Source organism: Pseudoalteromonas sp. MER144-MNA-CIBAN-0113 (assembly GCF_040308965.1).
In the GTDB taxonomy this organism is placed as follows: Bacteria; Pseudomonadota; Gammaproteobacteria; order Enterobacterales; family Alteromonadaceae; genus Pseudoalteromonas; species Pseudoalteromonas tetraodonis.
On the sequence record NZ_JBEOOG010000033.1, the window covers coordinates 1 to 25,433 of the forward strand.

Consider the following 25,433-nt stretch of genomic DNA (forward strand, 5'->3'; position numbering starts at 1 on the left):
ACAATGAGACATCAACTTCTTTTAAATCATCATGTTATTTGGCTTTTATTATTGGGTTTGAATCCCGAAACTTGAGTTAATAGTATCGGTTGTAGCAAACCCAAGCAGTAAATCTGGGTTGTTGTTTGTGAACTGACTTACAGGTTGGATAAATTTATCTATATCGCTGCCGTGAGAGTGAAAAGTATCAATGGCGAACATAGATGCCCCTTATAAGTAAAAATTGCCACAGCGATAGATATTTTTAGCTATTAAAAATAAATAGCTTGAAGTTCAATTTAGACTATTATTAGGTGGCGTGTGAAAAACAATCAATATCATAAAGCGTATGTTAATGATAATTTAAAATCAAGAAATGCATAATTAATAGAAAAAGTATAAACCTAACTAGGTTTTTAGTTATTGTTCTATGAGTAATAACATTTTTTCAAAATAGCGTAGTAAATTAGAACTCTTCCTGGGGTGTAAATAGTGGCTTTGCGAATTTTATTAGTAGACGATGAACTTAATGTATTGAAATCTTTAAAGCGAGTACTTGTTCGTTCTGGTTATGATGTAATAACAGCATCCACTGGTTTTGAGGCGCTTGAAATCTTAGCAGCTAATCAAATTGAGATAGTCATTACTGATTTTAGAATGCCACAAATGAACGGCGCTGATTTATTACGCCAAGTTAAAATTAATTGGCCCGATTGCGTAAACTTAGTGCTAAGTGGATATGCTGATTTTAAGTCTGTGGTTGAGTTATTAAATCAGGGATTGGTATTTCGTTTTTTAGAAAAGCCATGGGTCGATAGTGAGCTACTTGAGAACATTAGCGAGGCGCAAGTAAAATATGAACAGCGCCGAGCTAAAAGAGTAAGAGAACAGTTATTAATGGGTAGTATGTCGGCATTAATAGAAATAGATAATGACGGCATTATTAATCGTTTTAATGCACCGGCCGCTGAAATCATTCCTGATATTCATTTATACGAAAACAAACACCTCGCCGATTTAGATACAGCTCAAAATAAAGCGGTAAGCCAGTCTTTTATTGACAAGCAAAGCAGTACACTTTTTATTAATTATGCACGCGCCTTTGATCTAGCTAAAAGCGAAGAAGTTATGATTGAGCGTTATTTACATGACGATTTTTGCCAGCTTTTAAAGTTATCAATTAACGCAAGCAGCATGAGTAATATTTTCCAACTTACCAGAACACCATCAGTGGTGACTAACGAGTCTGACTTTTATCATCATTTAGCCCTGTGTGAAGCGAATAAAGAATGTTATGCCTTGGTTTATATAGGTATTGCGCAGTTTCAATTAATTAATGATTTGCTAGGGGGCGAAGATGGCAACCACCTTATAAAATTGGTTCTAGAGGTGCTGAAAGGCGTATCAGAAAAAGCGGTCAAAGTTCTTCATAAGAGCGCCGATCGGTTTGTATTATTTGTTCCTGAAATTAAATCTGATAGTGAAATTTTAACCGTTCTAAATAAGGCGATGCATGATCTGAAAAAAGCACTCCCTAGTAAATATATCGATGCCCAAGTGCAGCTTTATGGTGTGTATGGGTTGTTTCCTGAGGATAGTTTAGAGGGAAAAGAGCTCGTTAATCAAATGCAGTTGACGATGAATTACCAAGTAGGTGATCAGCAGCGTATTTGTTCTCGCTTTGATCCTCAGCTGGTAGCCGATTATAAAAAGAACTTTGAATTAAGCCGTTTACTATTAACTGCGGTAAATAAAGATGAGCTGTCATTACGTTTTCAACCAAAAGTTGATATTAAAACAGGGTTAGTACTTAGTGCTGAGGTGCTCATTCGCTGGTATGAGCCAAGTAAATATGGCTGGGTTCCCCCTGCTCATTTTATCCCGATTGCTGAATGCGATGGTCAAATTATATCAATAGGGCGCTGGGTTATTTCTCAAAGTTGTAAAACACTAAAATATTGGGGGGATAACAATATAGGTGTGAATGTGTTGGCTGTTAACATATCTGCGAGGCAGTTAAAAGATGATCCCGACTGGATTGATTACATGCTCGAGTGCTTAAGTCGCAATAATTTAGAGCCATCACAGTTGGTTTTTGAGCTAACAGAAACCTATTTAATAGAAGATTTTGCTACCTGCGAACAGCAATTAATAAGACTAAGGGCTTTGGGGTTTAGGCTATTGATTGATGACTTTGGCGTGGGTTATTCATCACTTGGCTACCTTTCTAAGCTGCCAGTAGATGGCGTTAAATTGGATAAAGCGCTGATTACTGATATTGAATCGTCTTTAGCAATGCAAAGTATGATTCGTAACATTACACGTATGTCTCACGATCTCAGTCTTATAGTGATAGCAGAGGGGGTAGAGACTGCCTTTGAATGCGAAATGATTAAAAAATTAGGCTGTGACTACATACAGGGCTATTACTTTAGTGAGCCTTTAGAACAGGATGATTTTTGTAATTATTTAAACCATTTTAATTCTCAAGGTGCGCAATGAGTTCGATAGCGGTCGTCATATTAGACGATGATGCTTTTTTATTAAAAGTATTACAAAGGACTATTCATCGAGCCTATCCAGAGGTTGATATAATGACAACCTCTGATATTGATGAATTTTGGCAGCTGCTAAACACTAAGCAAGACTTAGATTTAGTATTAAGTGATTATTTAATGCCGCAAATGAATGGATTGGATGTTTTAGAGCAATGCTCTTCACAAAACCCCTACCCAGTCAGAGCATTACTTACTGGTGATATGACATTGAGTACCATGATGCGACAACCTAATGTTGTGCATGCTTACCTTGCTAAACCGTTTAATGAGGCAGACATAACCGCGCTTTTTAACAATGTGGCGGCGTTAAAGTCATTGCCTTTTGCTTTTAATGTTCGCAGGCAATTAGGGGCTATGATTAGCTTTCCTGTTTATCCTCTTATTTTAAAAGAACTCAAAGACTTAATACAAAGCAATGAATTTGATTTGCACGATATAGCCAATGTTGTTTCTCAAGAGCCAATAATAACGGCTAAATTGTTACAACTTGCAAACTCCGCTTATCTTGGTTTTGTTAGGCCTACATCGTCAATAGATGAAGCTGTATCGAGGCTTGGAATTACCATATTAATGGCAATTACAACGTCTTTATTAGTTGCTAAAAACTTTGAATCGTCTATTCCTAGTGACGTACATGAAAAGCAATTGAATATAGCGGCGAATTACGCTAGCTGTGTTAAGCGCTTTGCTAAACAAGCTGGATTTAGTCTACAACATCAAGAGCTACTTTTCTCGGTGGCGTTATTGAGTTTTGTTGGCAAGATTATTTTATTGTCTCAAGCTCAAAGCGATTCGCCAGGTGAGCATGCTCAAACCATGACCGATGGATATGTAAGTGCCAATTTTATTTCGGCCTACGTTTTAAAGTTATGGGGATACGATACTAAAATATGTAACTTACTGATGAGTTGCCATGATTTAGATGGTACTAATGATAATGATCTAATCACATTCAATCATATGTTGTATGTAGTTAGGCAAATTATTTTTGATAAACAAACCCCCATGCAATTACGTGCATACTGTGAATCAACAGGCGTAGACCCTCTACTTTGTCATGTTATTAGTGAGTTTGATTGGCATAGTTACACCTCTTAAATAGGCCTGTATAAAATATTGTTTAAAAACGGACAATACTACATAACGACCTATGTATAGTTTCTGCTGAGTCCCCTTTCTTACCCTTTACTATCTACTTTAGTCTAATAAAAACCGCATAAAACGTCATTTGGAGTGTGTTTTTTGCTCAACGCAGAGTGAAAAACATACAAAGCTGTTGTTTTTACTAATTATAAATAAAACTTCAATTTTAACATTGTATTAACTTTTGGGGTTGTGATATTAAATTGCCACTTTGGTTGTATTTTGAGCTTTTAAAGGTGTTATTTTTCTTTTTTTAAAGTTATTTGCATTCTTATGCTAATTTTATCAAATTTTTTGTTTCTTTTTGTTTGTGTATGTTGCTAGGATGTTGGCAAGGGGGTACAGGAATTTACCCCACACACATTATAAGAATACACAAAACAGGGTCATCATTATGTCAACATATCGTTTAAACACATTGGCTGTAGCGGTTGCTTTTGCTTTCAGTGCGCCAAGTATGGTTAATGCACAAGAAGCGCCTGCTAAAGCTGAAAAAAATATCGAACAAATATCTGTGTTAGGATCGCGAGTTTCAAACCGAACTGCCACTGAGTCGTCATCACCTATTGATTTAATTGACGCAGATGATTTAAACAAAGGCGGCTTTACCGAGCTTGGACAGAGCTTACAGGCAACGGCGCCGTCATTTAACTTCTCACGAACACAGGTTTCTGATGGTTCTGATTTATTTCGCCCTGCTACATTACGCGGCTTACAACCAGACCAAACGCTGGTTTTAGTCAACGGTAAACGCCGTCATAATCAATCTATTTTTGGTTTAACAAGTACTGTGGGCGGTGGCTCTGCGGGTACTGATATGAATGCGATTCCACTTATTGCTTTAAAAGGAGTTGAAGTGTTACGTGATGGTGCGGCGGCGCAGTATGGCTCAGATGCAATTGCAGGGGTTATCAATTTATCACTTAATAACTCAACAGATTTAACCACCGGGTACGTACAATATGGCGAAACGGCAGAAGGAGATGGAGAAACAATTTCTGCGGGTTTAAATCGTGGCTTTGAATTAGGTAATGAAGGCGGTTTTATAAATTTATCGCTTGAGTACCGCGATGCAGATAAAACTAACCGCGCAGAGCGAGATACGGGTGGGTCACTTAATGTTGCACCAGGTACTTTATCTGACGAAGTTCGTTGGGGACAAGGTAATGCACAGAGCGAGTTTACTTCGGTATTTTACAATATGGCCCTGCCAATGGGTGAAGGAGAGCTTTACTCATTTGGTGGTTACTCTGAGCGCACGGCACTAGGCAACGGCTTTTACCGTAATTTTAATGAAGCGTCTAAAAACGTGATTCAAGTATATAGCGATGGATTTTTACCGCAAATAGACAATGAAGCACAGGATATCTCTGTTTCAATTGGTTTTAGAGGTGATATTAACCCTGATTGGAATTACGATGTATCGGCGGTATATGGTGAAAACCAATACGACTTTACCTCACGCAATACAATAAATGCCTCTTATGCTGCTGAGTACTTATTTAATAACCCAGGTGCAAGTGATGCCGATATTGCTGCAAATGCAGGACCAACTGAGGGGTATTCGGGTGGCTTTAGGTTTGACCAAACAACATTCAACGCGGATGTGAACGGGATTGTTGATATTGGCCGCAGTGAGCCTGTGTACGTGTCAATTGGTGCTGAATACCGTAAAGAAAACTATGAAATTGTACCCGGTGAAGAAGCCTCATACGCGTGTGGCACTGCTAACACAGATACTTCATACCCATCAGTGAACGATCCGAATCAATTTGCACAATGTGGTTTTCAAGCCTACAACGGCCTTCGCCCTGAAGCATCAAATAAAAGTGATCGCGATAGCTACGCCGTTTATATTGACGCAGAAACCATGGTTACCGATGCGTGGAATGTTAGCGGTGCACTTCGTTACGAAGATTTCTCTAATGCGGGTGACGACATAATTGGTAAAGTAGCCACGCGTTATGAATTTAACGATGATTTTGCGGTACGTGGTGCGTTATCAACGGGTTTTAGAGCGCCATCATTACAGCAAAGCGGTTACACTGCGTTTACCACTAACTTAGGTTCTGACGGCACATTAAGCCAGTCTTTTACAGCAACAACAGGCTCTGCATTTCCAGCTGCATTAGGCGTTAATAACTTAAAGCTTGAAACATCAACGAACTACAGTGCGGGCTTTGTTTATGATGTGACCAGTGATTTATCGTTAACGGTGGATTTTTACCGTGTAGAAATTGAAGACCGTATTACACTGGGCAGCTTGTTATCGGCTGATGATGTGGCATTTAGTCCTGATGCAGTTGCCGCGCTACAGGCAACGGGTGCAGTACAAGCGAATTACTTTTCAAACTCAGTGAATTCGACAACGCAGGGTGTTGACATTATTGCGTCCTATCGCACCGATTTATATGAGGGTAATTTCTCTGCTACGTTTGCCGGTAATTTAAACGAAACTAAAATTGACAGTGTTAATGCAGCACCGGGTATTCCTGAAAATGTAGCACTTGATGATATCCAAAGTAGTTTTTTAACTGATGGGCAGCCGGGCGAACGTGCAACGTTAACGTTTGATTATGAGCGTGACGCGTATAGCTCAATGATCCGCTTTAATTACTTTGGCGAAACCGATGTGAAGTACTTTGGTAATGACCATATTGAACTTGCAACAGATGGCTCATTTAAAGCAACCAGTACGGTAGAGTCAGCCGTATTAGTGGATTTAAATGTAAGTTATCAAATTAACGATATGTTTGCTCTATCGGTAGGTGCAGACAATGTATTTGATGAAACACCGGATGAATTAGGCGATGATGAAGTATTAAACGCTATTTCAAATGGGGCATTTAAATATCCGTTACGAGCCGTACCCTATGGCTTTGATGGCCGTAGTTACTATGCAAAAGTAAGCTTTAGTTTTTAATTTTAAACTAGGGTCTGTTGGCCTTTGCGGATTAAAATTTGTTCAAACTAGAGGCGGTTTAATCGCGACGCGAGGTTTGTAACCTAGTGGGCTAAGTAAAAACCGAGCAACAAAGAGTAAATTGCCCCTAGGCAGAACCCTTCGGGCAGCGCCTGTTTGGCATTGATGCTGCGTTATCGCCTATTTATGGGGAATAACCACACTACATAGGCGCTGCCTTGCCTAAATACCAAACAGACTGCTGCAAATTTAACCTTGAAAGGTAAACAGACCCTAAATTAACCAGCAAAGGCGCCGTTTATAACGGCGCTTTTTTTATGGCTAAAATATATATTTAAAACAGCATTAAAAATGATTGCATGCTTGAAAATTAAGCATACAATCGCCATCAATAACACTGTGGGGTATGTATCCCTCGTTATACTCATTTTATTAATAGGAAAAAATAAATGGCGAAAAAAAGCAAAACAAAAGCGGGTAACAAATCCGCAGTAGACACTGGGCGCGGCGTGATAAAACACAACGCATTGGCAGCACTGGTAACCTCTAAAGTATTTAAACCGCAAGTGGTTAAAGCTAAAAAAGGCAAAGGCTCGTTTAAACGCAGCAACAAACACGCAGGACAAGAGTCCTATTTAATCGCGGCTTAAATAGCACCGATCAAATAGGGCTTTTGTTGCGAGTTGGCTAAGTGTTTGTTGAAATAAGGCGGGCTTCGGGTCACGAGCAGCGAACACAACCTAGCGCCTTTAGCCTTCTCTTTCAGCGCAGCGTCTCATAACCTCTTTGTGAATAAATCACTTAAAACATGTTTGCACAAAGAAAAGTGAATGAGGAGTAAATGAGAAGGCAACGGGCTTCGAGTGACGAGTAGCGAGCTTGTGCAAACAGTCTAGCACCTAGTCATATCAGCCCTTAAATCTATTCTTTCAGCGCAGCGCCTCCCGCAGCTCGCAGCTCGTAGCTCGACACCCGAAACCCATAGCCTATTTACTCATGTGTTATCGATTTAGAATTTGCCAAATAAGAAGCATGGTTTATCACTGTTTGTGAAGGGTTCTCACCAAATAATTGCGTGTAGTCTTTGGTAAATTGCCCTGCATGCCAAAACCCCCAATTGGCAGCAACCACAGAAATGGGTTTATCTTGCTTTGCTAATTTTAGCTCTCTTCTAACATTATTTAATCGGGTTAAACGTAAAAACCGCAGTGGGTTTATCCCTAAAATACTCTCAAAACTATATTGTAAGGTACGCCTGCTCACAAAGGTGAGTTCGCATAATTGAGTAATTGTTACCGTGTTTTGTGGGTGCGCTTTTATATAATCTTTTACTTTATCAACCACCGCTTTTCGGTGTTTATAACTGGGAGCGATACGTTGACACGGAGTCTGTTCGTTTAGTAAATGTAATGCCAACATATTAAGCATGTCTTGCTGTAAATCGGCATTTAGGCCAAAAGCGTTACTGCTAACCATACTGTTTATTATACCCCGGGCACTTTTTAACATGGCGTTGCTTGTTGTATGTCGCTCAGTACCTGAAGAGGTTATATTTTTCAAGTATATCCCTTGTATCTGAGCCATATGTTCTAACGATTGCGTGTCTATTACTAAACCATAAATATTAAACTGCTCAGGTGTAATAAGCTCAAAGTTACTCTCACTGGTTCGACACATAAATTGATTACTTGCCACATTTAAGCCATTAATTTTGCTCTGCTGAGACTGCTTTGGGATCCCAAGCCAAATAGATTGCGGCGCTATTGCACATTGTTGGTGAAGAGCACGCTCTGTGTATTCTTCAAATGCTTGAATATTAGAATAATCCACGCTCTCTATACGCCCAAAAAATCGCCCTTCACTGAGCTGATCATATTTTTGCTGCCACTGCGTTAGGTTATTCGCTTGCTCATCTATATCTTGGGTATGCACCATGCTCTTTTGTGGTGCGCTAGCTAAATCTTGCTGCGTCATAATGGAGTTACTCTTTGCTTTTTTTATTTTTATTAAGATTAAGTTACCACCAGTAACTATAGTTAACTATATGAAATAAAGCCAAAAATGATGATTTGCCAAAATTCGATAGTGTCTTGGTACGAATTAAGCTCTCTTGAAACTAAACAAAATTGATTTATAGCTTATAGGTCAGCAAAACCTGTACCAAGGTTTGAACTAGTTGTTATGTGGAGTAGATCATGGGGCAAAGGTACCGATATACGTTAGGCACGCAGGTGTACAATTTTAAAAACTTGGCTGAAGTAATGGCAAAGGCTACCCCTGGGCGATCGGGCGATCGTCTTGCAGGAGTGATAGCAGGCTCAGCACAAGAGCGAGCGGTGGCGCAAATGACACTGGCAGATATTCCGCTTAAAACGTTTTTAAATGAGGCGCTGATTGCCTATGAAGACGATGAGATAACCCGCTTAATTATGGACGATCACGACACCAATGCATTTATGGCGATTGCTCATTTAACCGTAGGCGATTTTCGTAACTGGTTATTAAGTGACTTTGCAACTCCCGCTGTGTTGGCAAGTGTTAGGCAAGGGATCACCCCTGAAATGGCTGCGGCTGTAAGCAAAATAATGCGAAATCAGGATCTTATTTTAATTGCTAAAAAATGCCATGTAACCAGTGCGTTTAGAAATACCATTGGCTTACCAGGGCACTTATCCACGCGATTGCAACCTAACCACCCTACGGATGATATTAACGGTATTGCCGCCTGTATTTTAGATGGACTTTTGTACGGTAATGGTGATGCGGTAATAGGTATAAACCCTGCAACCGATAACGTAGCGCAGGCCATTAAGTTGATGACATTGATGGATGAGGTGATTCAAAAATATGAAATTCCTACCCAAAGCTGCGTCCTTACTCATGTTACTAACACGATTGAATGCATTGAAGCGGGAGCGCCGGTTGATTTAGTGTTTCAGTCTATTGGTGGAACAGAAGCAACCAACTCGAGTTTTGGTTTTAATTTAAATACCTTAGCTGAGGCACAAGATGCCGCACTGAGTTTAAAGCGCGGAACTGTAGGCGATAATGTGATGTATTTTGAAACGGGGCAGGGCAGTTCGCTTTCGGCTAACGCACATCATGGGCTTGATCAACAAACCTGCGAAACCCGTGCTTATGCCGTTGCACGAAAATTTAATCCGCTACTAGTTAATACCGTGGTGGGCTTTATTGGTCCTGAATATTTGTTTGATGGTAAAGAAATTACTCGCGCAGGGCTTGAAGATCATTTTTGTGCCAAGTTATTGGGTATTCCGATGGGCTGCGACGTGTGTTACACCAATCATGCCGAGGCCGACCAAAATGATATGGATAACTTACTTACGCTACTTGGGGTCGCCGGGTGCTCGTTTGTGATGGGCATTCCGGGCTCTGATGACATTATGCTTAATTACCAAACCACCTCATTTCATGATGCGTTATATGTGCGCCGAGTACTGGGCGCGCGCCCCGCGCCAGAGTTTGAAAAGTGGCTTACTGATATGAACATTATGCGCAACAGTCACGATATTATTTTATCTGATACGTTACCTGCCGCTTTTGCTAAACCACTGAATGCGATTAAAGGGGGCTGAGTATGAAATCAAATTCTAACGCAACGTCTGTTATAAACAACAGCGATAATACACATAAAAATAATGGCAACGTGGTGCATAACCCATGGCGCGATTTACGCCGTTTTACTGATGCACGGATTGGCCTTGGCCGCGCAGGAATAAGCTTACCGACCAGTGAAATGCTGGCGTTTCAATTATCCCATGCACAAGCGCGTGATGCGGTGAACTTTCCGCTCGATATTAATGCAATAACCGAACAGCTTAGCAAACTCAGTGCTGAGAAACAGCTGGCTGCTCCTTTGCGCTTACATAGCCAGGCTGTTGACCGAATGACGTATTTACAACGCCCCGATTTAGGACGCAGGTTAGATGAAAACGGCCGACAAACCCTACTTAATTTCACCGCTGGGCAGCAAAGCACGGCTGCAAAATATGATTTAGCCATCGTTGTGGTTGATGGCTTATCGTCGCTTGCGGTGCAAAAAAATGTTTATCCTTTTATTAATGAATTATTAGCGCAGCTAGGTGATAACAGTGAGTTAAACATTGCGCCTTTTAGTGTGGTTGAACAAGGTCGGGTGGCAATTGGTGACGACATTGGAGAGCTTTTAAATGCACAAGTAGTCATGGTGTTAATTGGTGAGCGACCAGGGCTTAGCTCGCCCGATAGCCTTGGTTTATATTTAACTTGGGCACCTAAAACAGGTCTTAACGATGCCTGTCGCAATTGTATTTCAAATATTCGCCCTGCGGGCTTGCCTTACTGTGAGGCTGCAAGGCGTGCAGTTTATTTATTACGTGAGGCAAAAAAATTAAAACTAACAGGAGTGAACTTAAAAGATCGTACACAGGATGATGTGATTGAGCATCAACAATCGAGCCGTCATTTTTTAAATGCGGAATAACGGTAACTAAAAATAAAAAATCGATAAAGAGGATGTTATGTCTACTAATAATTCAGAGTACTTAGCAAAAAGGCAACTTAAAAGTGGCACTGCGGGTTGGTTATTACTGGCGGGGTTAGGGGTATCGTATGTGATTTCAGGAGACTTTGCTGGGTGGAACTTTGGTATTGCAGAAGCAGGCTGGGGCGGCTTTGCCATAGCGGCAGTATTAATGGCTATTATGTATCTCACCTTAGTGTTATCGCTGGCTGAAATGTCGGCTGCTATTCCCGCTGCGGGAGGAGGGTATAGCTTTGCTCGCCAAGCAATGGGGCCAACGGGGGGTTATTTAACCGGCCTTGCGGTATTAATTGAATATGCGTTAGCACCGGCTGCTATTGTTATTTTTATTGGCTCTGCGGTGGAGGCGTTAACGGGGTTTAATGGCCCTTGGGTTTATGCGCTCTTTTATTTGGTGTTTGTGGGTATTCACTTAGCTGGGGTTGGTGAAGCGCTAAAAGTAATGATGGTAATAAGCGGCTTGGCGGTACTTGCCATTGTTGCCACCGCTGTGGTGTTAATCACCAATTTTGATGCGACAAATTTATTTGATGTTGCCGTAACCGATGCTGCTGGCGCGAGTGAATTTTTACCTCTGGGTTGGTATGGTGTATGGGCAGCATTACCTTTTGCTATGTGGTTATTTTTAGCGGTTGAAGGGGTACCATTGGCGGCAGAAGAGGCAAAAGATCCGGCGAAAGATGTACCTAAAGGTATTATTGGCGCTATGGTATTTTTATTGTTTACTGCGTTGTTAGTGGTTGTGTTAGTACCCGGGGCAGTAGGTGCAACAGCAATGGGCGCAAGTGCAGTTCCGCTGGTAGATGCGTTAAATGCGACAGGCAATAGCGATTTAGCAACCGTGGTTAATATACTGGGATTAGCAGGGCTGGTGGCTTCATTTTTCTCTATTATTTATGGCTATAGTCGGTTGGTGTTTGCGTTATCGCGTGCAGGATATTTACCGCGTTCGTTATCAATTACTACAGTGCGTAAAGTGCCAGCACGAGCGCTTATTGTACCTGCTGTATTTGGTTTTTTAGCTTCACTAAGTGGTGAGGGCGATTTAATGTTAGCTATGGCGGTGGTTGGTGCAACAGTATCGTATGCGTTAATGGCGTTCAGTCATATAATGTTGCGCTTAAAACAACCCGACTTACCTCGACCTTATAAAACGCCTGGCGGCATTGTCACTTCAAGCATAGCATTGTGCTTATCGTTGATTGCACTGACCGGTGTGTACGCCTTTGACCCCCGTGCTTTTTTATACACTATGGTGCTGTTTATAGTCGGTGCGGCGTATTACTTTGGCTTTAGCTCTAAACATTTAGTGGCCAAAAGTGCAGATGAGGAGTTTGCTATGCTCGCTGATGCTGAGGCCGGTTTAAATACAGCGATAAGTGAGGGGTAATTCTCATTTACTAAAATAACTCATGTGGCTTTAATATTCGAAGAGTTTGCGCTGGCGCGGTAAGTTTTAACTTACCGCGCCTTTTTATTATTTAACTAGCATCCATAGACCGGCTGCTATCATAAATAGGTTTTCGGTTAATGAAATAAAGCCAAGCGGTACATTGCTGTCGCCGCCAACACAGGCGCATTTTAGTGCTCGCTTGTCTATGTATACAGCTTTAATAACAGAGACTGCGCCGACACTACCAATCAACAAAGAGATAGGTGCAACCAAGTAAACTGGAAGTGATGCAATCATGGCCACGCCAACAAAAGCTTCTAAAAATGGGTAAACATAGGCATAGGGGATCACTTTCATGGCGAGTAAATCGTAAGTGATAAAGGAATTTGAAAAACTGTTTAAATCTTGCAGCTTTTGAATGGCTAGTACCGCCATGGTTAACGCAACAAATAACTCAAGCGTATACATGCTTAATCCTGCACCGCTCAACGAAAAGGCTAAACTTAGCAACAAGGTAACCGCGAAAATAGCAATGACCGGCGTATACGTTGTGCCTTGTTGGCCTGCAGGGGATTTATTAAAGTATTCTCTGAGTTCATCATAACCACCGATACGCTCATCATCTATAAATGTTTGTGGTGTTGTTTTTACACCGTATTTTTGTTTGAAGGTATCGGTATCGGCTATTGAGGTGAGTAAATGATCGTCTACTTCAACGCCTTGACGTTCAAGTAAATCTTTAGATTTTAAACCAAATGGGCAAATATGTTCATCGGTTGCCATTCTATACAATTGGGCTGACTTGGCCATATTTTACTCCTGTATATTTATACCAATTTGCAATAATACTTAATCATTTTGAGGGGGCAGATTAGACGCTAACAGACGTTAAAAACGTCTCATTTAGAACAACTCAATAACGAAATTTTTTGCCTTGCTATCGACACGATTTTCCTCCCTCAAAATAGCTCAGTTAATTAAGCGAACTGGTATTAGAGAGGTTAACTGAGTTATATAACCTTGAAAGATCAACAGACCCTAAGTGTAAAATTTACAACATGTGCCGTTTTATTGTTAATAAACTCAGTGGTACAGGCTATGCGTTCAAAAATCAGGCCGCTTTTAATGCTTTAAGCGCTGAAGGGGGACTTGCAGCGCGTGCCAGCTAATTAATTATAAAGCTATAGGAGGGGCTGTTGAATCTCTGACAACCAGTTCTGGTGTGTATAGTTTAATAATATCGCGGTCATTGCCATTACGAATTTGCGCTATCAGTAAGCTGGCTGCATCTTCAGCAATTTTATTATTTGGCTGATGCGCTGTAGTGAGCTTTGGCCATGTTTGGCGTGAGAATGGGCTATCCTCAAACCCTGTAATAGAAAGCTCGCTGGGTATATCAATGTTCATTAATCTGGCTGCAAATAACGCACCGGCGGCTATTTCATCGTTACATGAGACGATAGCGGTTGGCCTGTTTTGTTGATTAATGAGTGTTTTAGCACCCTCAACCCCGGATTCAAATGAGTATTCGCCATCAATAATTAAGCTAGGGTCTATAGTAATGTCGTATTGTTTTAAAGCCGCTTTGTAGCCCTCTAAGCGCTCTTTGGTGGAGTTATGTTCGCTGCCCCCAGCTAAAAAGCCGATGCGTGTGTGGCCATTATTTATAAGGTGTTCGGTAATTGATTTAGAGGCGAGGTTATCGTCAATCATAATACAGGGCGTTAATGTATCGGGGGCGTCGTGCCCCGATAAAATACGCACAACTTTTAGGTCAAGCTGTGTCAGCTTTTCAACAAAATGTGGCATCTCTGAAAATGGCGGCGTGAGTAAAATACCGGCAATTCGGGTGCGTTTTATCATGCTGGTTATTTCGTCAATAATATGTGCTTCTTTGGCATCGCATGGGTGGATAAGTAGTTCAAACCCTTGCTTTTTACACGTATCTAAAATGCCGTTTTGCATATCTATAATATAGTAGGCATTTGGATTGTCGTAAATGTAAGCAATGCTGTAAGCTTTTGTTCCTGCGAGACTTCTTGCAGCAAGGTTAGGCTGAAAGTTCAACTTTTTAACCGACGCCATGACTTTCTCACGGGTGTTGTCACGCACCGAGGTTTCGTTATTTATTACTCGTGATACCGTTTTTATTGATACCCCGGCATCTTTTGCCACGTCGTTTATTGTTGTTCTCATAGGCTTAATAGACCTTTACATATCATTTTGGGTACTAATTTATCTTTATCGGTTAACAACTACAGCAAAAGCAGTTAACAGTGCTCGGTTTTTATTATTTGACGGCTAAATTATAAAGACATCATTGAATATTAACAGTTAATTTATACGCCTTTCTTGTGAGAATGGTAGATAAAGTTTTAGGTAATAATTTAGTAATATTTAAATTTAATTTAAATACAATAGTTTAAAAGAATATTAAGCACATACATGTAAATTTTTTGTATCTTTTTTGCCCTTCTGTGTAGCTATAAAAGAAAAAAAAGGATACATTAACAACTTAATGACAGCGTTGTCATAAATTGGTGCGCGCTGTTAATTATTATTTAAACCCTAAGGTAGCGGATTGTGTGCGCTAAGGTGGCAATTGCTAGATGTGAATAGTGATTGATTTAAAAGCGGGATTAATTTAAGTATCTGAAAGAGATACTTGAGTGACTAAGTTAATAACAATAGAGGGAAAGTAGCGAATGAAGATTAAATCATTACTGACAGCATGCTGCTTAGCACTGGGTTTGAGTGCGTGTCAGGGCAATGTTGATGAACAAAATACGGTATCGGTTCAGCTAAGCCCTGCAAACGATAGCGCCGTAGAGTTACTTGCTAAAACCTTACAAATAAAATATCAGCAGGTTGATAACCGTCCATCAGCACAGTGCGATCCAGATATAGAAAACGGTCACTGTTTTAAAGCGTATTTACATTTAACCGCCAACTCGGCGATTAACTTTGACCAATGGAAAATTTACTTTAGTCAAATTACACCTATTCAAACGGCGGTTAGCGATGAATTTACTATTAAACGTGTTAATGGCGATATTCATGTCATTGAGCTTAAAGACGGGTTTACTGGCTTTAAAGCGGGTGAGACTAAAACGATTACTTTTTATGCGCACTTTTGGTCATTATCGCAAAGCGACGCAATTCCTAATTATATAGTTGTTAATAATAATGACACCGCTAAAGTGATTGAAAGCACAAAACCTAAAATTGACCCAGAGACAGGGTTAGAGGTATTGCCACATGTTATGCCTTACACCGATTATGAACGTCAGTTTAAACGTACCGCGAATGATAAAACGCAGTGGCTTAGCGCTGAACGCTTGTTTGAGCGCAATGAAAAATATGACTTTTCTGCTTATTTAACGTCGCAAAATCAAGTGAGCAATGTGATTGCTCAACAAATTATTCCGACCCCACGTTTTAGCGAATTTAGCCAAATTCAAACGCTAGATATAAGCCAAGGGCTTAATATTAACTACTCAGGAATAGATAAAACACACTTATCTGCCGCAACACAAAGGTTAGCACTACTAGGTATTAATATAAGCGATGATGCAGCGGCCATTAAGATCACACTTAATACAGTAACTAAAAATGATGAATTTGAAGGCAGCTATAAGTTAGCGATTAAAGCTGATGAAATTGTGATTAATGCCGCTGATGAAGCGGGCATTTTTTATGCTTTGCAAAGCTTAGCGAGTTTATATCAGGTTAACAGTAATATGTTACCTGTGGGAGAAGTAATTGATGCACCGCATTATCAGTTTAGAGGGGTGTTGGTGGATGTAGCACGGAACTTTCGCGACAAAGGCTTTATTTTAAAGCTGCTTGATCAAATGGCGGCTTATAAACTTAATAAGCTGCATTTACATTTAGGTGATGATGAAGGTTGGCGTATAGAAATCCCATCACTTCCTGAACTTACGGATATAGGGGCGAAGCGTTGTTTTGATCAAAGCGAGCAACAATGTTTAATGCCACAGTTGGGCGCAGGGCTTGATACTTCAAGTGCAGCAAACGGCTATTATTCGGTGGCTGATTATCAAGAAATACTTAAAGCGGCGAGTGCGCGTCATATTCAAGTGATCCCATCACTTGATATGCCAGGGCATTCTCGCGCTGCAATTAAAGCCATGCAAGCGCGTTATAATAAATACATAAAACAAGGCGATAAACAAAAAGCCGAGCAGTTTTTACTTTATGATCCGCTTGATACAACCGTGTATTCGTCGGTACAGCACTATAACGACAATACGATTAATGTGTGTTTAGACTCATCGTATGCGTTTATTCGTGAAGTAATGGAACAGGTAAAAGGCATACACAGTGATGCACAGCATCCGTTAACCCGTTATCACATAGGCGCCGATGAAACCGCCGGAGCGTGGGTTGACTCACCAGCTTGTGCTGATTTTATTAAACAAAATAAGTTAGAAATTACTGAAGCGAGTCAGCTGGGCAGCTATTTTATTGAACGTATTGCGAATATGTTGGCTGATATGAATATTGAAACTGCTGCATGGAGCGATGGTTTATCGCATACTAACCCAGAGAATATGCCAGAGGTTGTACAAGGTAATAGCTGGGATTTATTAATGTGGAACGGCCATCAACGTGCCCATGAATTTGCTAATAGAAATTGGCAAGTGGTGCTCTCGTCGCCAGATGTGCTGTATTTTGACTTTCCGTATGAAGCAGACCCACAAGAACACGGTTATTACTGGGCTTCAAGGCATATAAATACCGAAAAAATATTTCAGTTTATGCCAGATAATTTACCTATTCATGCTGAATTTTGGCTCGATAGAGAAGATAATCCCTATGTCGCTGATGACACGTTACAGCGTGATGAGCAAGGCAAGGTAGTATCAGCGCCTTTGGCAAAAGATAAACGCTTTATTGGTATTCAAGGGCAGTTATGGAGTGAAAATACGCGCACCAATAATATGGCCGAATATAAGCTCTTCCCACGGTTATTATCGTTGGCACAAAGAGCATGGCATAAGGCAGATTGGGCGGTACCGTATGATCACAATGGCTTTGTTTATAGCCAACAAACAAATCGCTTTAGCTCAGCATTAAAACAGCAGCGCGATCAGCAATGGCAGACTTTTGCAGCCACAATGGGACTAAAAGAATTTCCTAAGCTAGAAATGGCTGATGTGCATTATCGTCTTGCAAATGCGGGCGCAAAAATTGAGAACGGCATGTTGTACGCCAATATTGCCTACCCTGGTTTGGTAATTGAATACAAACAAGGAAGCGGCCAATGGCAAACCTATAAACAACCCGTCAAAGTAACACAAGATGTATGGATTCGCTCTAAGATTCCATCAGCAAGTCGTGTAAGCAGAAAGCTCAAAGTAACGCACCGATAAGGTGCGTTTTGCTTTAAATTATTGAAGATGAAAGAAGTTATTTATTTGTAAATAAAAATAATGACAACGCTGTCATTTGTGCTAGTATAAGATTCATACAGTATAACAGTCCGGTTTTATTTTCAGTGTTTTGCAAAACGGTCGAACAAATTAAGAGGCAAAAATGATCACCAACAATATTAATAACAATGAACTCTTTGTGGGGATCGATGGCGGTGGCACTAAATGTAAAGCAATTATCGTCAATAGCTGTAATGAAATAGTAGGCACCGGTGTGGCAGGCCCTGGTAACCCGTTACATGGATTTAGCCAAGCAACGCATTCCATTGAGCAATCAGCGCGTTTAGCCTTGCAAGATGCAGGACTCAAAGAGACGCCTTTATCTGCATTAATCGCAGGGGTTGGCCTAGCGGGAGTTAACTTACCAAGTTTGCATAATCAAATGACCCAGTGGCAACACCCATTTAAAACTATGCATTTAACGACTGATTTACTCATTGCTTGTATAGGCGCTCATCAAGGTAGTGATGGCGCAGTGATGATTGCAGGTACTGGCTCGTGTGGATTTTCATACGTTAATGCTCAATCGTTTATGATTGGTGGTCATGGTTTCCCACACGGTGATAAAGGCAGCGGTGCATGGATAGGCTTTACTGCTTGTCAGCAGGTGTTGTTAAGCCTAGACAAGTTAATCCCAAGTGGTGCGCTTACTAATTTGATTATGAAGTATTTAGAAGTGCGTGATGCAATGCAACTAGTTGAAGTGATTGCGAATAAACCAGCCGCCTTTTTTGCGCAACTTGCAGGTTGTGTTTTTCAATCAGCACAAGCAAACGATGCCATTGCGATTGCCATTTTAAAAGAAGGTGGCGCGTACTTAAGCGATATTGCACGTCAATTATTAGATAAAAACCCACCAAGGCTTTCGTTTATCGGTGGCTTATCAGCCGTGATGACAACATGGTTAGATCCAGACATTCAAGCTATTTTATCAGCCCCATTATCGTCACCAGAAATGGGGTCTGTACTTTACGCTAAACAACAGCACGTTAATTACAGCAGCCAGGAGTTATGATGTTTAACACCCTAATGGAAAAAGAAGCGGCGCAAACGCCAAATGTTATTGAAAAGCAAATTATTGCCAACCAACCTTTAGTGGAAAAAATTGGTCATAAGCTTCGCGATATGGCCCCTAAGGTGGTGATGATGATTGGTCGCGGTTCATCAGATCATGCTGGCGTTTTTGGTAAGTACTTAATTGAAATTGAAGCAGGTGTACCGGTCAGTTCAGCAGCGCCATCAGTGGCGAGTGTATATAGTAAAACATTAAAGCTTGAAGGCGCTGTGGTGATGGTAATTTCTCAATCAGGACGCAGCCCAGATATTCTCGCTCAAGCAAAAATGGCGAAAGAGGCGGGCGCTTATTGTATTGCACTGGTTAACGATGAAGCGTCACCATTGCAAGACATAGTAGATGATTTTGTCCCCCTTAAAGCCGGTGATGAAATTTCGGTGGCGGCAACAAAAAGTTACTTAGCCACGTTATCGGCATTGGTACATATTGTTGCTAATTGGACGCAAAATGAGTCATTATTACAAGGGCTTAAAGAGCTGCCTAGCGCGCTTGATGCAATGATAGACTCGCCAACTCAGTTACAGCCTAGTGAGTTTGCAAACATTAAGAACATGGTGGTATTAGCCCGTGGTTTAGGGTTTTCTATCTCAAAAGAAATGGCACTTAAGCTTAAAGAAGTGTGTGCTATTCATGCTGAGTCATTCAGTAGTGCAGAATTTTTACATGGTCCGGTAACCTTAGTTGAGCAAGGGTTAGTGATTTTAGATTGCTCGGTTGATGATGAAACTAAAGAGTCACATCAGCAGCAAATTGCTGAGGTTAAAAAACGCGGTGCACACGTGATTAGCCTTAATCAAAACGGTATTAACGTACACCCTCGATTAGCGCCATTTTTAGTATTGCAGCGTTTTTATCTTGATGTGGCAAAAGTAGCGTTAAGCCGTGGTTTTAACCCTGATGAGCCTAAGGGGCTTAAAAAAGTAACAAGGACATTATAAATGTCAGTAAAACGTATTCATGTAGCAGAGTTTTTTGATGGCGAGCAATTTGTTAACGACAAAGTGTTGAGCATTGATGCGGGTATTATTACGGCAATAGATGATAACGTGCAACAGGCAGATGAGCACCTAACGGGGTTAGTTGCGCCAGGCTTTATTGACTTGCAAGTGAATGGTGGCGGTGGTGTATTGTTTAATCGTACTAGCAGTGTTGCTGGGGTTAAACAAATGCTGCTGGCACATGCCAAGTATGGCACAACTGCCATGTTGCCGACTTTAATTACTGACACGGTTGAAGTGATGCACCAAGCAGCCGATGTCATTGCTGATGCTATTGCTTTGCAGACTCCCGGTATTATTGGCATTCACTTTGAAGGCCCGCACTTATCTGTTGCAAAAAAAGGCGCTCATAGTGCTGATTATATTCGCCCTATTTCTGAACAAGAATGGCAGGTATTATCTCGCCAAGATTTAGGTAAAGTGGTGGTAACAGTTGCACCTGAAAATGTTCTGCCAAGTGATATCGCTAAAATGCGTGAGGTAGGCATACACGTTTGTTTAGGTCATACCAATGCAAGCTTTGCTCAAGCTCAGCGCGCGGTCGATGCTGGCGCAACCGGATTTACGCATTTATATAATGCTATGTCGCCATTACAGGGGCGAGAGCCAGGTGTTGTAGGCTGTGCATTATTAAACGATGACACCTATTGCGGCCTAATTGTTGATGGGCATCATGTTGATTACGCTGCATGTCAGCTTGCGTTAAAAGCAAAGCCAATGGGTCGTGTTTTTTTAGTCACTGATGCGATGCCACCAGTGGGTACGAATGACACCGAATTTGCTTTTTTTGACCGTACCGTCACTTTAGATAATGGTAAGCTCACCTCTACCACGGGTGAACTGGCAGGATCTGCGCTTGATATGGCAACCGCAGTAAGAAATACAGTAACCCATTTAAAGCAGCCATTAGCGCAAGCGCTTAATATGGCAAGTTTATATCCTGCTCAGTATTTACAGTTGCCCGCCACACACGGGCGATTAATACCGGGCAGTCCAGCAGATTTTGTACAATTAAACACACAACAACAAGTCATTAGCACGTGGATTGGCGGCGCTCAGGTTTGTTAACAACATAATAAATATAAATAAAGGAAAATAACATGACAACCAATGTTATGGATACGTCCAAAAATAGTAGCGTGGTTCCAATGGCCATTGTTGCGGTATTATTTTTTATACTGGGCTTTGCTACTTGGCTAAATGGCTCATTAATGCCGTATTTAAGTCAAATTTTACAGTTAACTCCGTTTCAAGGGTCGCTAATTTTATTTTCCTTTTATATTGCCGTCACCTTTACTGCGCTTCCCTCGGCCGTGTTAATTAAAAAAGTTGGCTATAAGAACGGGATGGCGCTTGGCATGGGGTGTATGATGTTAGCGGGTTTACTGTTTATTCCTGCTGCTATGTCACAGTTTTTTCCTCTGTTTTTATTAGCCCAGTTGGTGATGGGGGCAGGTCAAACTCTATTACAAACTGCGGTTAACCCGTACGTAGTGCGTTTAGGGCCAGAAGAGTCGGCTGCTGTGCGTATTAGTATTATGGGTATTTTAAATAAAGGCGCAGGGGTTATTTCTCCGATGGTATTTACGGCCTTAATTTTAAGCAACTTTACCGGTACGGTAGGCACAGAGCTTAGCCAAGAGCAAGTTGATGATATGGCCAACGGCCTTATTTTACCTTACTTAGGCATGGCCATATTTATTGGTTTATTAGCTTTTGCGGTTAAAAAGTCGCCGCTACCTGAACTTATTAATGATGAAGTTGAAGCAATAAACGATAAGGGTGAAATTCGTGAAACACTCTCTCATCCAAACTTAGTGTTAGGCGCTATTGCGATATTTTTGTACGTGGCGGTTGAGGTTATTGCAGGCGATACCATAGGTACTTTTGCACTATCGCTGGGAGTCGAAAAATATGGGGTAATGACCTCATACACTATGATGTTTATGGTGTTTGGTTATATTTTAGGTATTTTACTTATCCCTAAATTTATTTCTCAGCAGAGCGCTTTAACCGCATCGGCTGTATTAGGGATTGTTATTACATTATGTATTTTACTGCTCGATGCACAGTCGTTTGTTATTGCCAATGCGTTATTGGTGCCTTTAGGCGGCGCTAATTTGCCTGATGTTTTACTGCTGATTGCCTTTTTAGGCTTAGCAAACGCGATTGTTTGGCCTGCGGTGTTCCCACTAGCATTATCAGGATTGGGTAAACTTACTAGTACTGGTTCTGCGCTTTTAATTATGGGGATTGCCGGAGGTGCATTTGGTCCCGTTTTATGGGGGCTACTGAGTGGCTTTACCTCGTTACAAACAGGCTACTCGGTGTTGTTACCTTGTTATCTATTCATATTATTTTATGCCGTGAAAGGCCATAAAATGAAAAAGCAATAACCTCCACCAGCTATCCCTAGCTCAGTGCACTTTGCAGTATAAAGTGCACTGATTATCAGCTTAATCGCGTTACTTTAAGTTTTATCCTACCGGCATTCGCACCATAAAAACGACTTAAATCATTAGCAAAAGGGCAAAACTCTCCCGGTTTTTTAATGGTTATTTCAACGCCTTCAGCAATTTCAAAGGCATGTTCATCGCTTTGACCAATCGTGCCGATCAAGCTAAACCACTGCGCTGTAGCTAAACGTCTAAATGGCTCAAGTAATGCCATGGGGATTTCTTTAACGCCGAGTTGCACGTTATCGCGATGCCACCCAGAAGGAGAGCACTTTATACCATCGTCATACCAATATTGATTAGGATAAGGTGTAAAACGGTAGGTCGCACCTTGGGCAAGCATTAAGCCGGTGGCGTTGTAGGCTTCACTGGCATATACCATCACATCTTGGCTTTGGTTTATGCTAAGTAAACTCATATTTTGGTTGGCTAGCATTATATGGGCACTGAGTCCCATAAAGTTTAACGTGCTGTCGTCGCTGTAAATCATTTTATAATGTAAGTTTTTTAACGATTCGGGGCGATAGCTGGTTAGTTTATTAATTCGCTGTGCAACACTGTGATGTATTAATGGGGCGACGTGGCTGATTTCATCGTCAATTAATACACAGCACTGCCTATCAACAAGTTTAAAAAATGGGTTTAGCCAAAAGTAATTTTGCTGATGACTTAACGCCAGTGGATCGGGAATAACAGTCACATCGTCTTGGGCAACCAAGTTACTCTCAGGTAAAAGGTTTTCGTAATCGATGTCATGACTGGTTAGCAATGAAACTGACAGTGGCTGAGCAATGAGCCACTCAAGTGCATAACGCAAGCAAATATCGGCAAGTCCATCGCGATAGTAGCCGCCTCCCACATCAGAATGGGCTCCTGCAAACCACAGCTCGGTAATGTTAGCTTGCTGGTTCATTAACGTCGGTTCAAAGGCGCGACGTTTTTCATCAAGCGCTACACAGTGCAGCGCCTCAGAGACATTACTGGCAATGGTGTGATTTTCAAAAATAACATGCTCTGCACCCCAAGTGGCTTTACTCACTTTTGACATGCCAATTGAGGCCACTGTATCAAACACACATAAATACACCTTTTCATGTATGAGTGGCTCTAAGCACTTTGCAAATCGCCGCGCTAATGCAGCGCCTCTGCTAAAGCCGGTAAGTAGGAGGGTATCGCCGCTTTGGTAATACTGTTTAAAATCATTAATAGCTTGATTTAAAATGCTGGCTACATCGTCTGAACGTGGGGCGAGTGCTTGATTTAAAATTCGTTTTAAACGACTGCCTTTAGTGCCTATGCCTTGGTAATAAAAACTTAACTGTTTGGAAAATGGGGTGGTGGGAGAATCATCAAGTTTACCACCGAGCAATAAGTGTAGTTTTAAAATATTAGAAATACTGGCGTCTTCTTTAAAATGCTCTGTACTAAACTGATCTGCGTCTCGGGGTTCACTGCCGGTACCATCAAAATTAAAAATAAGCGTTTTATCCGACATAGCCTGTTTCCTTAAAATTTTTGTGTACTTTATATAGCTAATATTAAAAATTAAAGACAGTGGTAACTTAAATTACCACTGTCTTTAATTTTGGCTAGTGCAGCTTCATTTTAGGACGCACAACACGCAGCACTTTTTCGCTGATCCACAAAGCAAAGGTTTTGGCACTGCCATGAATAGCGCGCTGATGCATTCTATATAATGAAATATACATAAAGCGGGCAATTTTACCTTCAATAAAAAAGCTATTACTGGTTAGGTTACCCATTAAGCTGCCTACTGTGCTGTAGCGCGATAAATTAACCAGTGAGCCATGGTCGTTATACTCGAATTTTTTAAGGGGCTGCTCACGTAATGTGGCAATTAGATTTTTTTCAACGCATTGTGCCATTTGATGTGCCGATTGTGCGCGTGGCGGCACTTGCGTACCATCATCTTGCGTAAACGCGCAGCAATCACCGAGCACATATATTTGTGGGTCAAGGTTGCTTTGTAAGTATTCGTTTACTTTTATTTGGTTATTACGAGTCAGCTCAAAAATACCCAGCTCTTTAATAAAGTCAGGTGCTTTTACGCCCGCCGCCCACACCATAATATCCGCATTTATTTGCTCATCATCATTGGTGATAAAGCCATGTTCGGTTGCTTGTTTAACTTGGGTATTTTCCCGAACGGTGACGCCTAATCTTAATAACTCACGCTTGGCCGAACTGGCAATTCGCTCAGACAGCGCCGGAAGAATCCTGGGGCCCGCTTCAATCAGATGAATATGTAAACGCTTAGCCGACATATTGGTTAAACCGTATATTTTTAGTAAATCAGAAACATGATACAGCTCAGCCGAGAGCTCAACCCCAGTTGCTCCACCGCCAACAATGGCGATATTTAATGAATGTAATGGGTCATCGTCTTGATGAAGGCGAGTAAAGTTATCCAGCAGCGCGTGTTGGAAGCGCTCTGCTTGTTGATTTGAATCTAGGTAAAAACAATGCTCTTTAATGCCTGGCGTATTAAAGTCGTTACTCACACTGCCAATAGCAATAACTAAATGATCATAGTGAACGGTGCGTTTAGGTAAAATTTGATGCCCTAACTCGTCATATAGAGGGCTTAAGGTGATGGTTTTATTGTTGTTATCGAGGTTGCAAAAGGTACCAAGTTGAAAGTTATAGTGATGTTTGGCAGCATGCGCGGAGTAAACAACCCCATCTAAATCGGCATCAATAGAGCCAGTTGCAACCTCGTGCAATAACGGTTTCCATATATGAGTGCGATTTTTATCGATGAGTAATATATTTGCGTGTTGTTTCTTTCCTAGTTTGTGACCTAACTGAGTTGCTAGCTCCAGCCCACCAGCGCCACCGCCGATGATGACGATTTTTGGTATGGTTATATCCATGACTATGCCCTTAAA

At 41.2% G+C, this 25,433-nt stretch carries 18 protein-coding genes; 12 read left to right on the forward strand and 6 right to left on the reverse strand.

Translation table 11 applies throughout. From position 1 onward, the window contains the following. Positions 1 to 48: 48 nt before the first annotated feature. Complete coding sequence (locus AAEY57_RS10310) at positions 49 to 201, reverse strand: hypothetical protein (RefSeq protein WP_350607780.1); 153 nt, start codon at positions 199 to 201, stop codon at positions 49 to 51. Between the two features lie 270 nt (positions 202 to 471). Here AAEY57_RS10310 and AAEY57_RS10315 point away from each other — a divergent pair, with 270 nt between their 5' ends. The 4 genes from AAEY57_RS10315 (at position 472) to arfA (ending at position 7,253) form a co-directional block, all read left to right on the forward strand. After that, positions 472 to 2,481, forward strand: coding sequence for an EAL domain-containing response regulator (locus AAEY57_RS10315; RefSeq protein WP_350607782.1), 2,010 nt, complete (start codon positions 472 to 474; stop codon positions 2,479 to 2,481). Further along, positions 2,478 to 3,635: an HDOD domain-containing protein gene (locus tag AAEY57_RS10320; protein WP_350607784.1), complete on the forward strand. Its 1,158-nt coding sequence runs from the start codon at positions 2,478 to 2,480 to the stop codon at positions 3,633 to 3,635. The genes AAEY57_RS10315 and AAEY57_RS10320 overlap by 4 nt, the downstream gene beginning before the upstream one ends. Positions 3,636 to 4,074: 439 nt before the next feature. Beyond that, positions 4,075 to 6,603: a TonB-dependent receptor plug domain-containing protein gene (locus tag AAEY57_RS10325; protein ID WP_350607786.1), complete on the forward strand. Its 2,529-nt coding sequence runs from the start codon at positions 4,075 to 4,077 to the stop codon at positions 6,601 to 6,603. 449 nt (positions 6,604 to 7,052) lie between these two features. Then, positions 7,053 to 7,253, forward strand: a complete 201-nt coding sequence (gene arfA, locus AAEY57_RS10330; RefSeq protein ID WP_016899107.1) for an alternative ribosome rescue factor ArfA — start codon at positions 7,053 to 7,055, stop codon at positions 7,251 to 7,253. A 340-nt stretch (positions 7,254 to 7,593) separates the two neighbouring features. Here the strand turns inward: arfA and AAEY57_RS10335 are convergent, their stop codons facing one another. Beyond that, positions 7,594 to 8,577 (reverse strand): helix-turn-helix domain-containing protein, encoded by a 984-nt coding sequence (locus AAEY57_RS10335; RefSeq protein ID WP_350607788.1) that lies wholly within the window; start codon positions 8,575 to 8,577, stop codon positions 7,594 to 7,596. A 221-nt stretch (positions 8,578 to 8,798) separates the two neighbouring features. Here AAEY57_RS10335 and AAEY57_RS10340 point away from each other — a divergent pair, with 221 nt between their 5' ends. From AAEY57_RS10340 to eat, 3 genes are read left to right on the forward strand one after another with little or no spacing between them, the layout of a single operon-like run. Then, entirely contained in the window at positions 8,799 to 10,199 is a 1,401-nt protein-coding gene (locus AAEY57_RS10340) for an ethanolamine ammonia-lyase subunit EutB (RefSeq protein WP_028834301.1), read from the forward strand. A 2-nt stretch (positions 10,200 to 10,201) separates the two neighbouring features. Next, entirely contained in the window at positions 10,202 to 11,086 is an 885-nt protein-coding gene (gene eutC / locus AAEY57_RS10345) for an ethanolamine ammonia-lyase subunit EutC (RefSeq protein ID WP_350607790.1), read from the forward strand. Positions 11,087 to 11,123: 37 nt separating this feature from the next. Next, the gene (gene eat, locus AAEY57_RS10350) at positions 11,124 to 12,536 is read left to right on the forward strand and encodes an ethanolamine permease (RefSeq protein ID WP_350607792.1); all 1,413 of its coding nucleotides are present in this window, start codon (positions 11,124 to 11,126) and stop codon (positions 12,534 to 12,536) included. Positions 12,537 to 12,623: 87 nt separating this feature from the next. Here the strand turns inward: eat and AAEY57_RS10355 are convergent, their stop codons facing one another. Both AAEY57_RS10355 and AAEY57_RS10360 read right to left on the reverse strand, forming a co-directional pair. Further along, the gene (locus tag AAEY57_RS10355) at positions 12,624 to 13,349 is read right to left on the reverse strand and encodes a MauE/DoxX family redox-associated membrane protein (protein WP_350607794.1); all 726 of its coding nucleotides are present in this window, start codon (positions 13,347 to 13,349) and stop codon (positions 12,624 to 12,626) included. Between the two features lie 363 nt (positions 13,350 to 13,712). Beyond that, positions 13,713 to 14,735: a LacI family DNA-binding transcriptional regulator gene (locus AAEY57_RS10360; protein ID WP_013462888.1), complete on the reverse strand. Its 1,023-nt coding sequence runs from the start codon at positions 14,733 to 14,735 to the stop codon at positions 13,713 to 13,715. A 509-nt stretch (positions 14,736 to 15,244) separates the two neighbouring features. Between AAEY57_RS10360 and AAEY57_RS10365 the strand changes: the two genes are divergently transcribed. The 5 genes from AAEY57_RS10365 (at position 15,245) to nagP (ending at position 22,464) form a co-directional block, all read left to right on the forward strand. Further along, complete coding sequence (locus AAEY57_RS10365) at positions 15,245 to 17,935, forward strand: beta-N-acetylhexosaminidase (RefSeq protein ID WP_350607797.1); 2,691 nt, start codon at positions 15,245 to 15,247, stop codon at positions 17,933 to 17,935. A 163-nt stretch (positions 17,936 to 18,098) separates the two neighbouring features. Continuing rightward, positions 18,099 to 19,010, forward strand: a complete 912-nt coding sequence (nagK, locus tag AAEY57_RS10370) for an N-acetylglucosamine kinase (protein ID WP_350607799.1) — start codon at positions 18,099 to 18,101, stop codon at positions 19,008 to 19,010. Then, complete coding sequence (nagB-II, locus tag AAEY57_RS10375) at positions 19,010 to 20,008, forward strand: glucosamine-6-phosphate deaminase NagB-II (protein ID WP_350607819.1); 999 nt, start codon at positions 19,010 to 19,012, stop codon at positions 20,006 to 20,008. Before nagK ends, nagB-II begins: the two co-directional genes overlap by 1 nt. After that, on the forward strand, positions 20,009 to 21,136 hold the full coding sequence (gene nagA / locus AAEY57_RS10380) for an N-acetylglucosamine-6-phosphate deacetylase (protein WP_013462892.1): 1,128 nt from the start codon (positions 20,009 to 20,011) through the stop codon (positions 21,134 to 21,136). Positions 21,137 to 21,168: 32 nt separating this feature from the next. Further along, the gene (gene nagP, locus AAEY57_RS10385; protein ID WP_024602609.1) at positions 21,169 to 22,464 is read left to right on the forward strand and encodes an N-acetylglucosamine MFS transporter NagP; all 1,296 of its coding nucleotides are present in this window, start codon (positions 21,169 to 21,171) and stop codon (positions 22,462 to 22,464) included. Positions 22,465 to 22,519: 55 nt separating this feature from the next. Here nagP and AAEY57_RS10390 read toward each other — a convergent pair whose 3' ends face one another. Together AAEY57_RS10390 and AAEY57_RS10395 are read right to left on the reverse strand one after the other, a co-directional pair. Continuing rightward, the gene (locus AAEY57_RS10390; RefSeq protein ID WP_350607801.1) at positions 22,520 to 24,019 is read right to left on the reverse strand and encodes a phospholipase effector Tle1 domain-containing protein; all 1,500 of its coding nucleotides are present in this window, start codon (positions 24,017 to 24,019) and stop codon (positions 22,520 to 22,522) included. Positions 24,020 to 24,113: 94 nt separating this feature from the next. Continuing rightward, positions 24,114 to 25,418, reverse strand: a complete 1,305-nt coding sequence (locus AAEY57_RS10395) for an NAD(P)/FAD-dependent oxidoreductase (RefSeq protein ID WP_013462895.1) — start codon at positions 25,416 to 25,418, stop codon at positions 24,114 to 24,116. Positions 25,419 to 25,433: the final 15 nt, after the last annotated feature.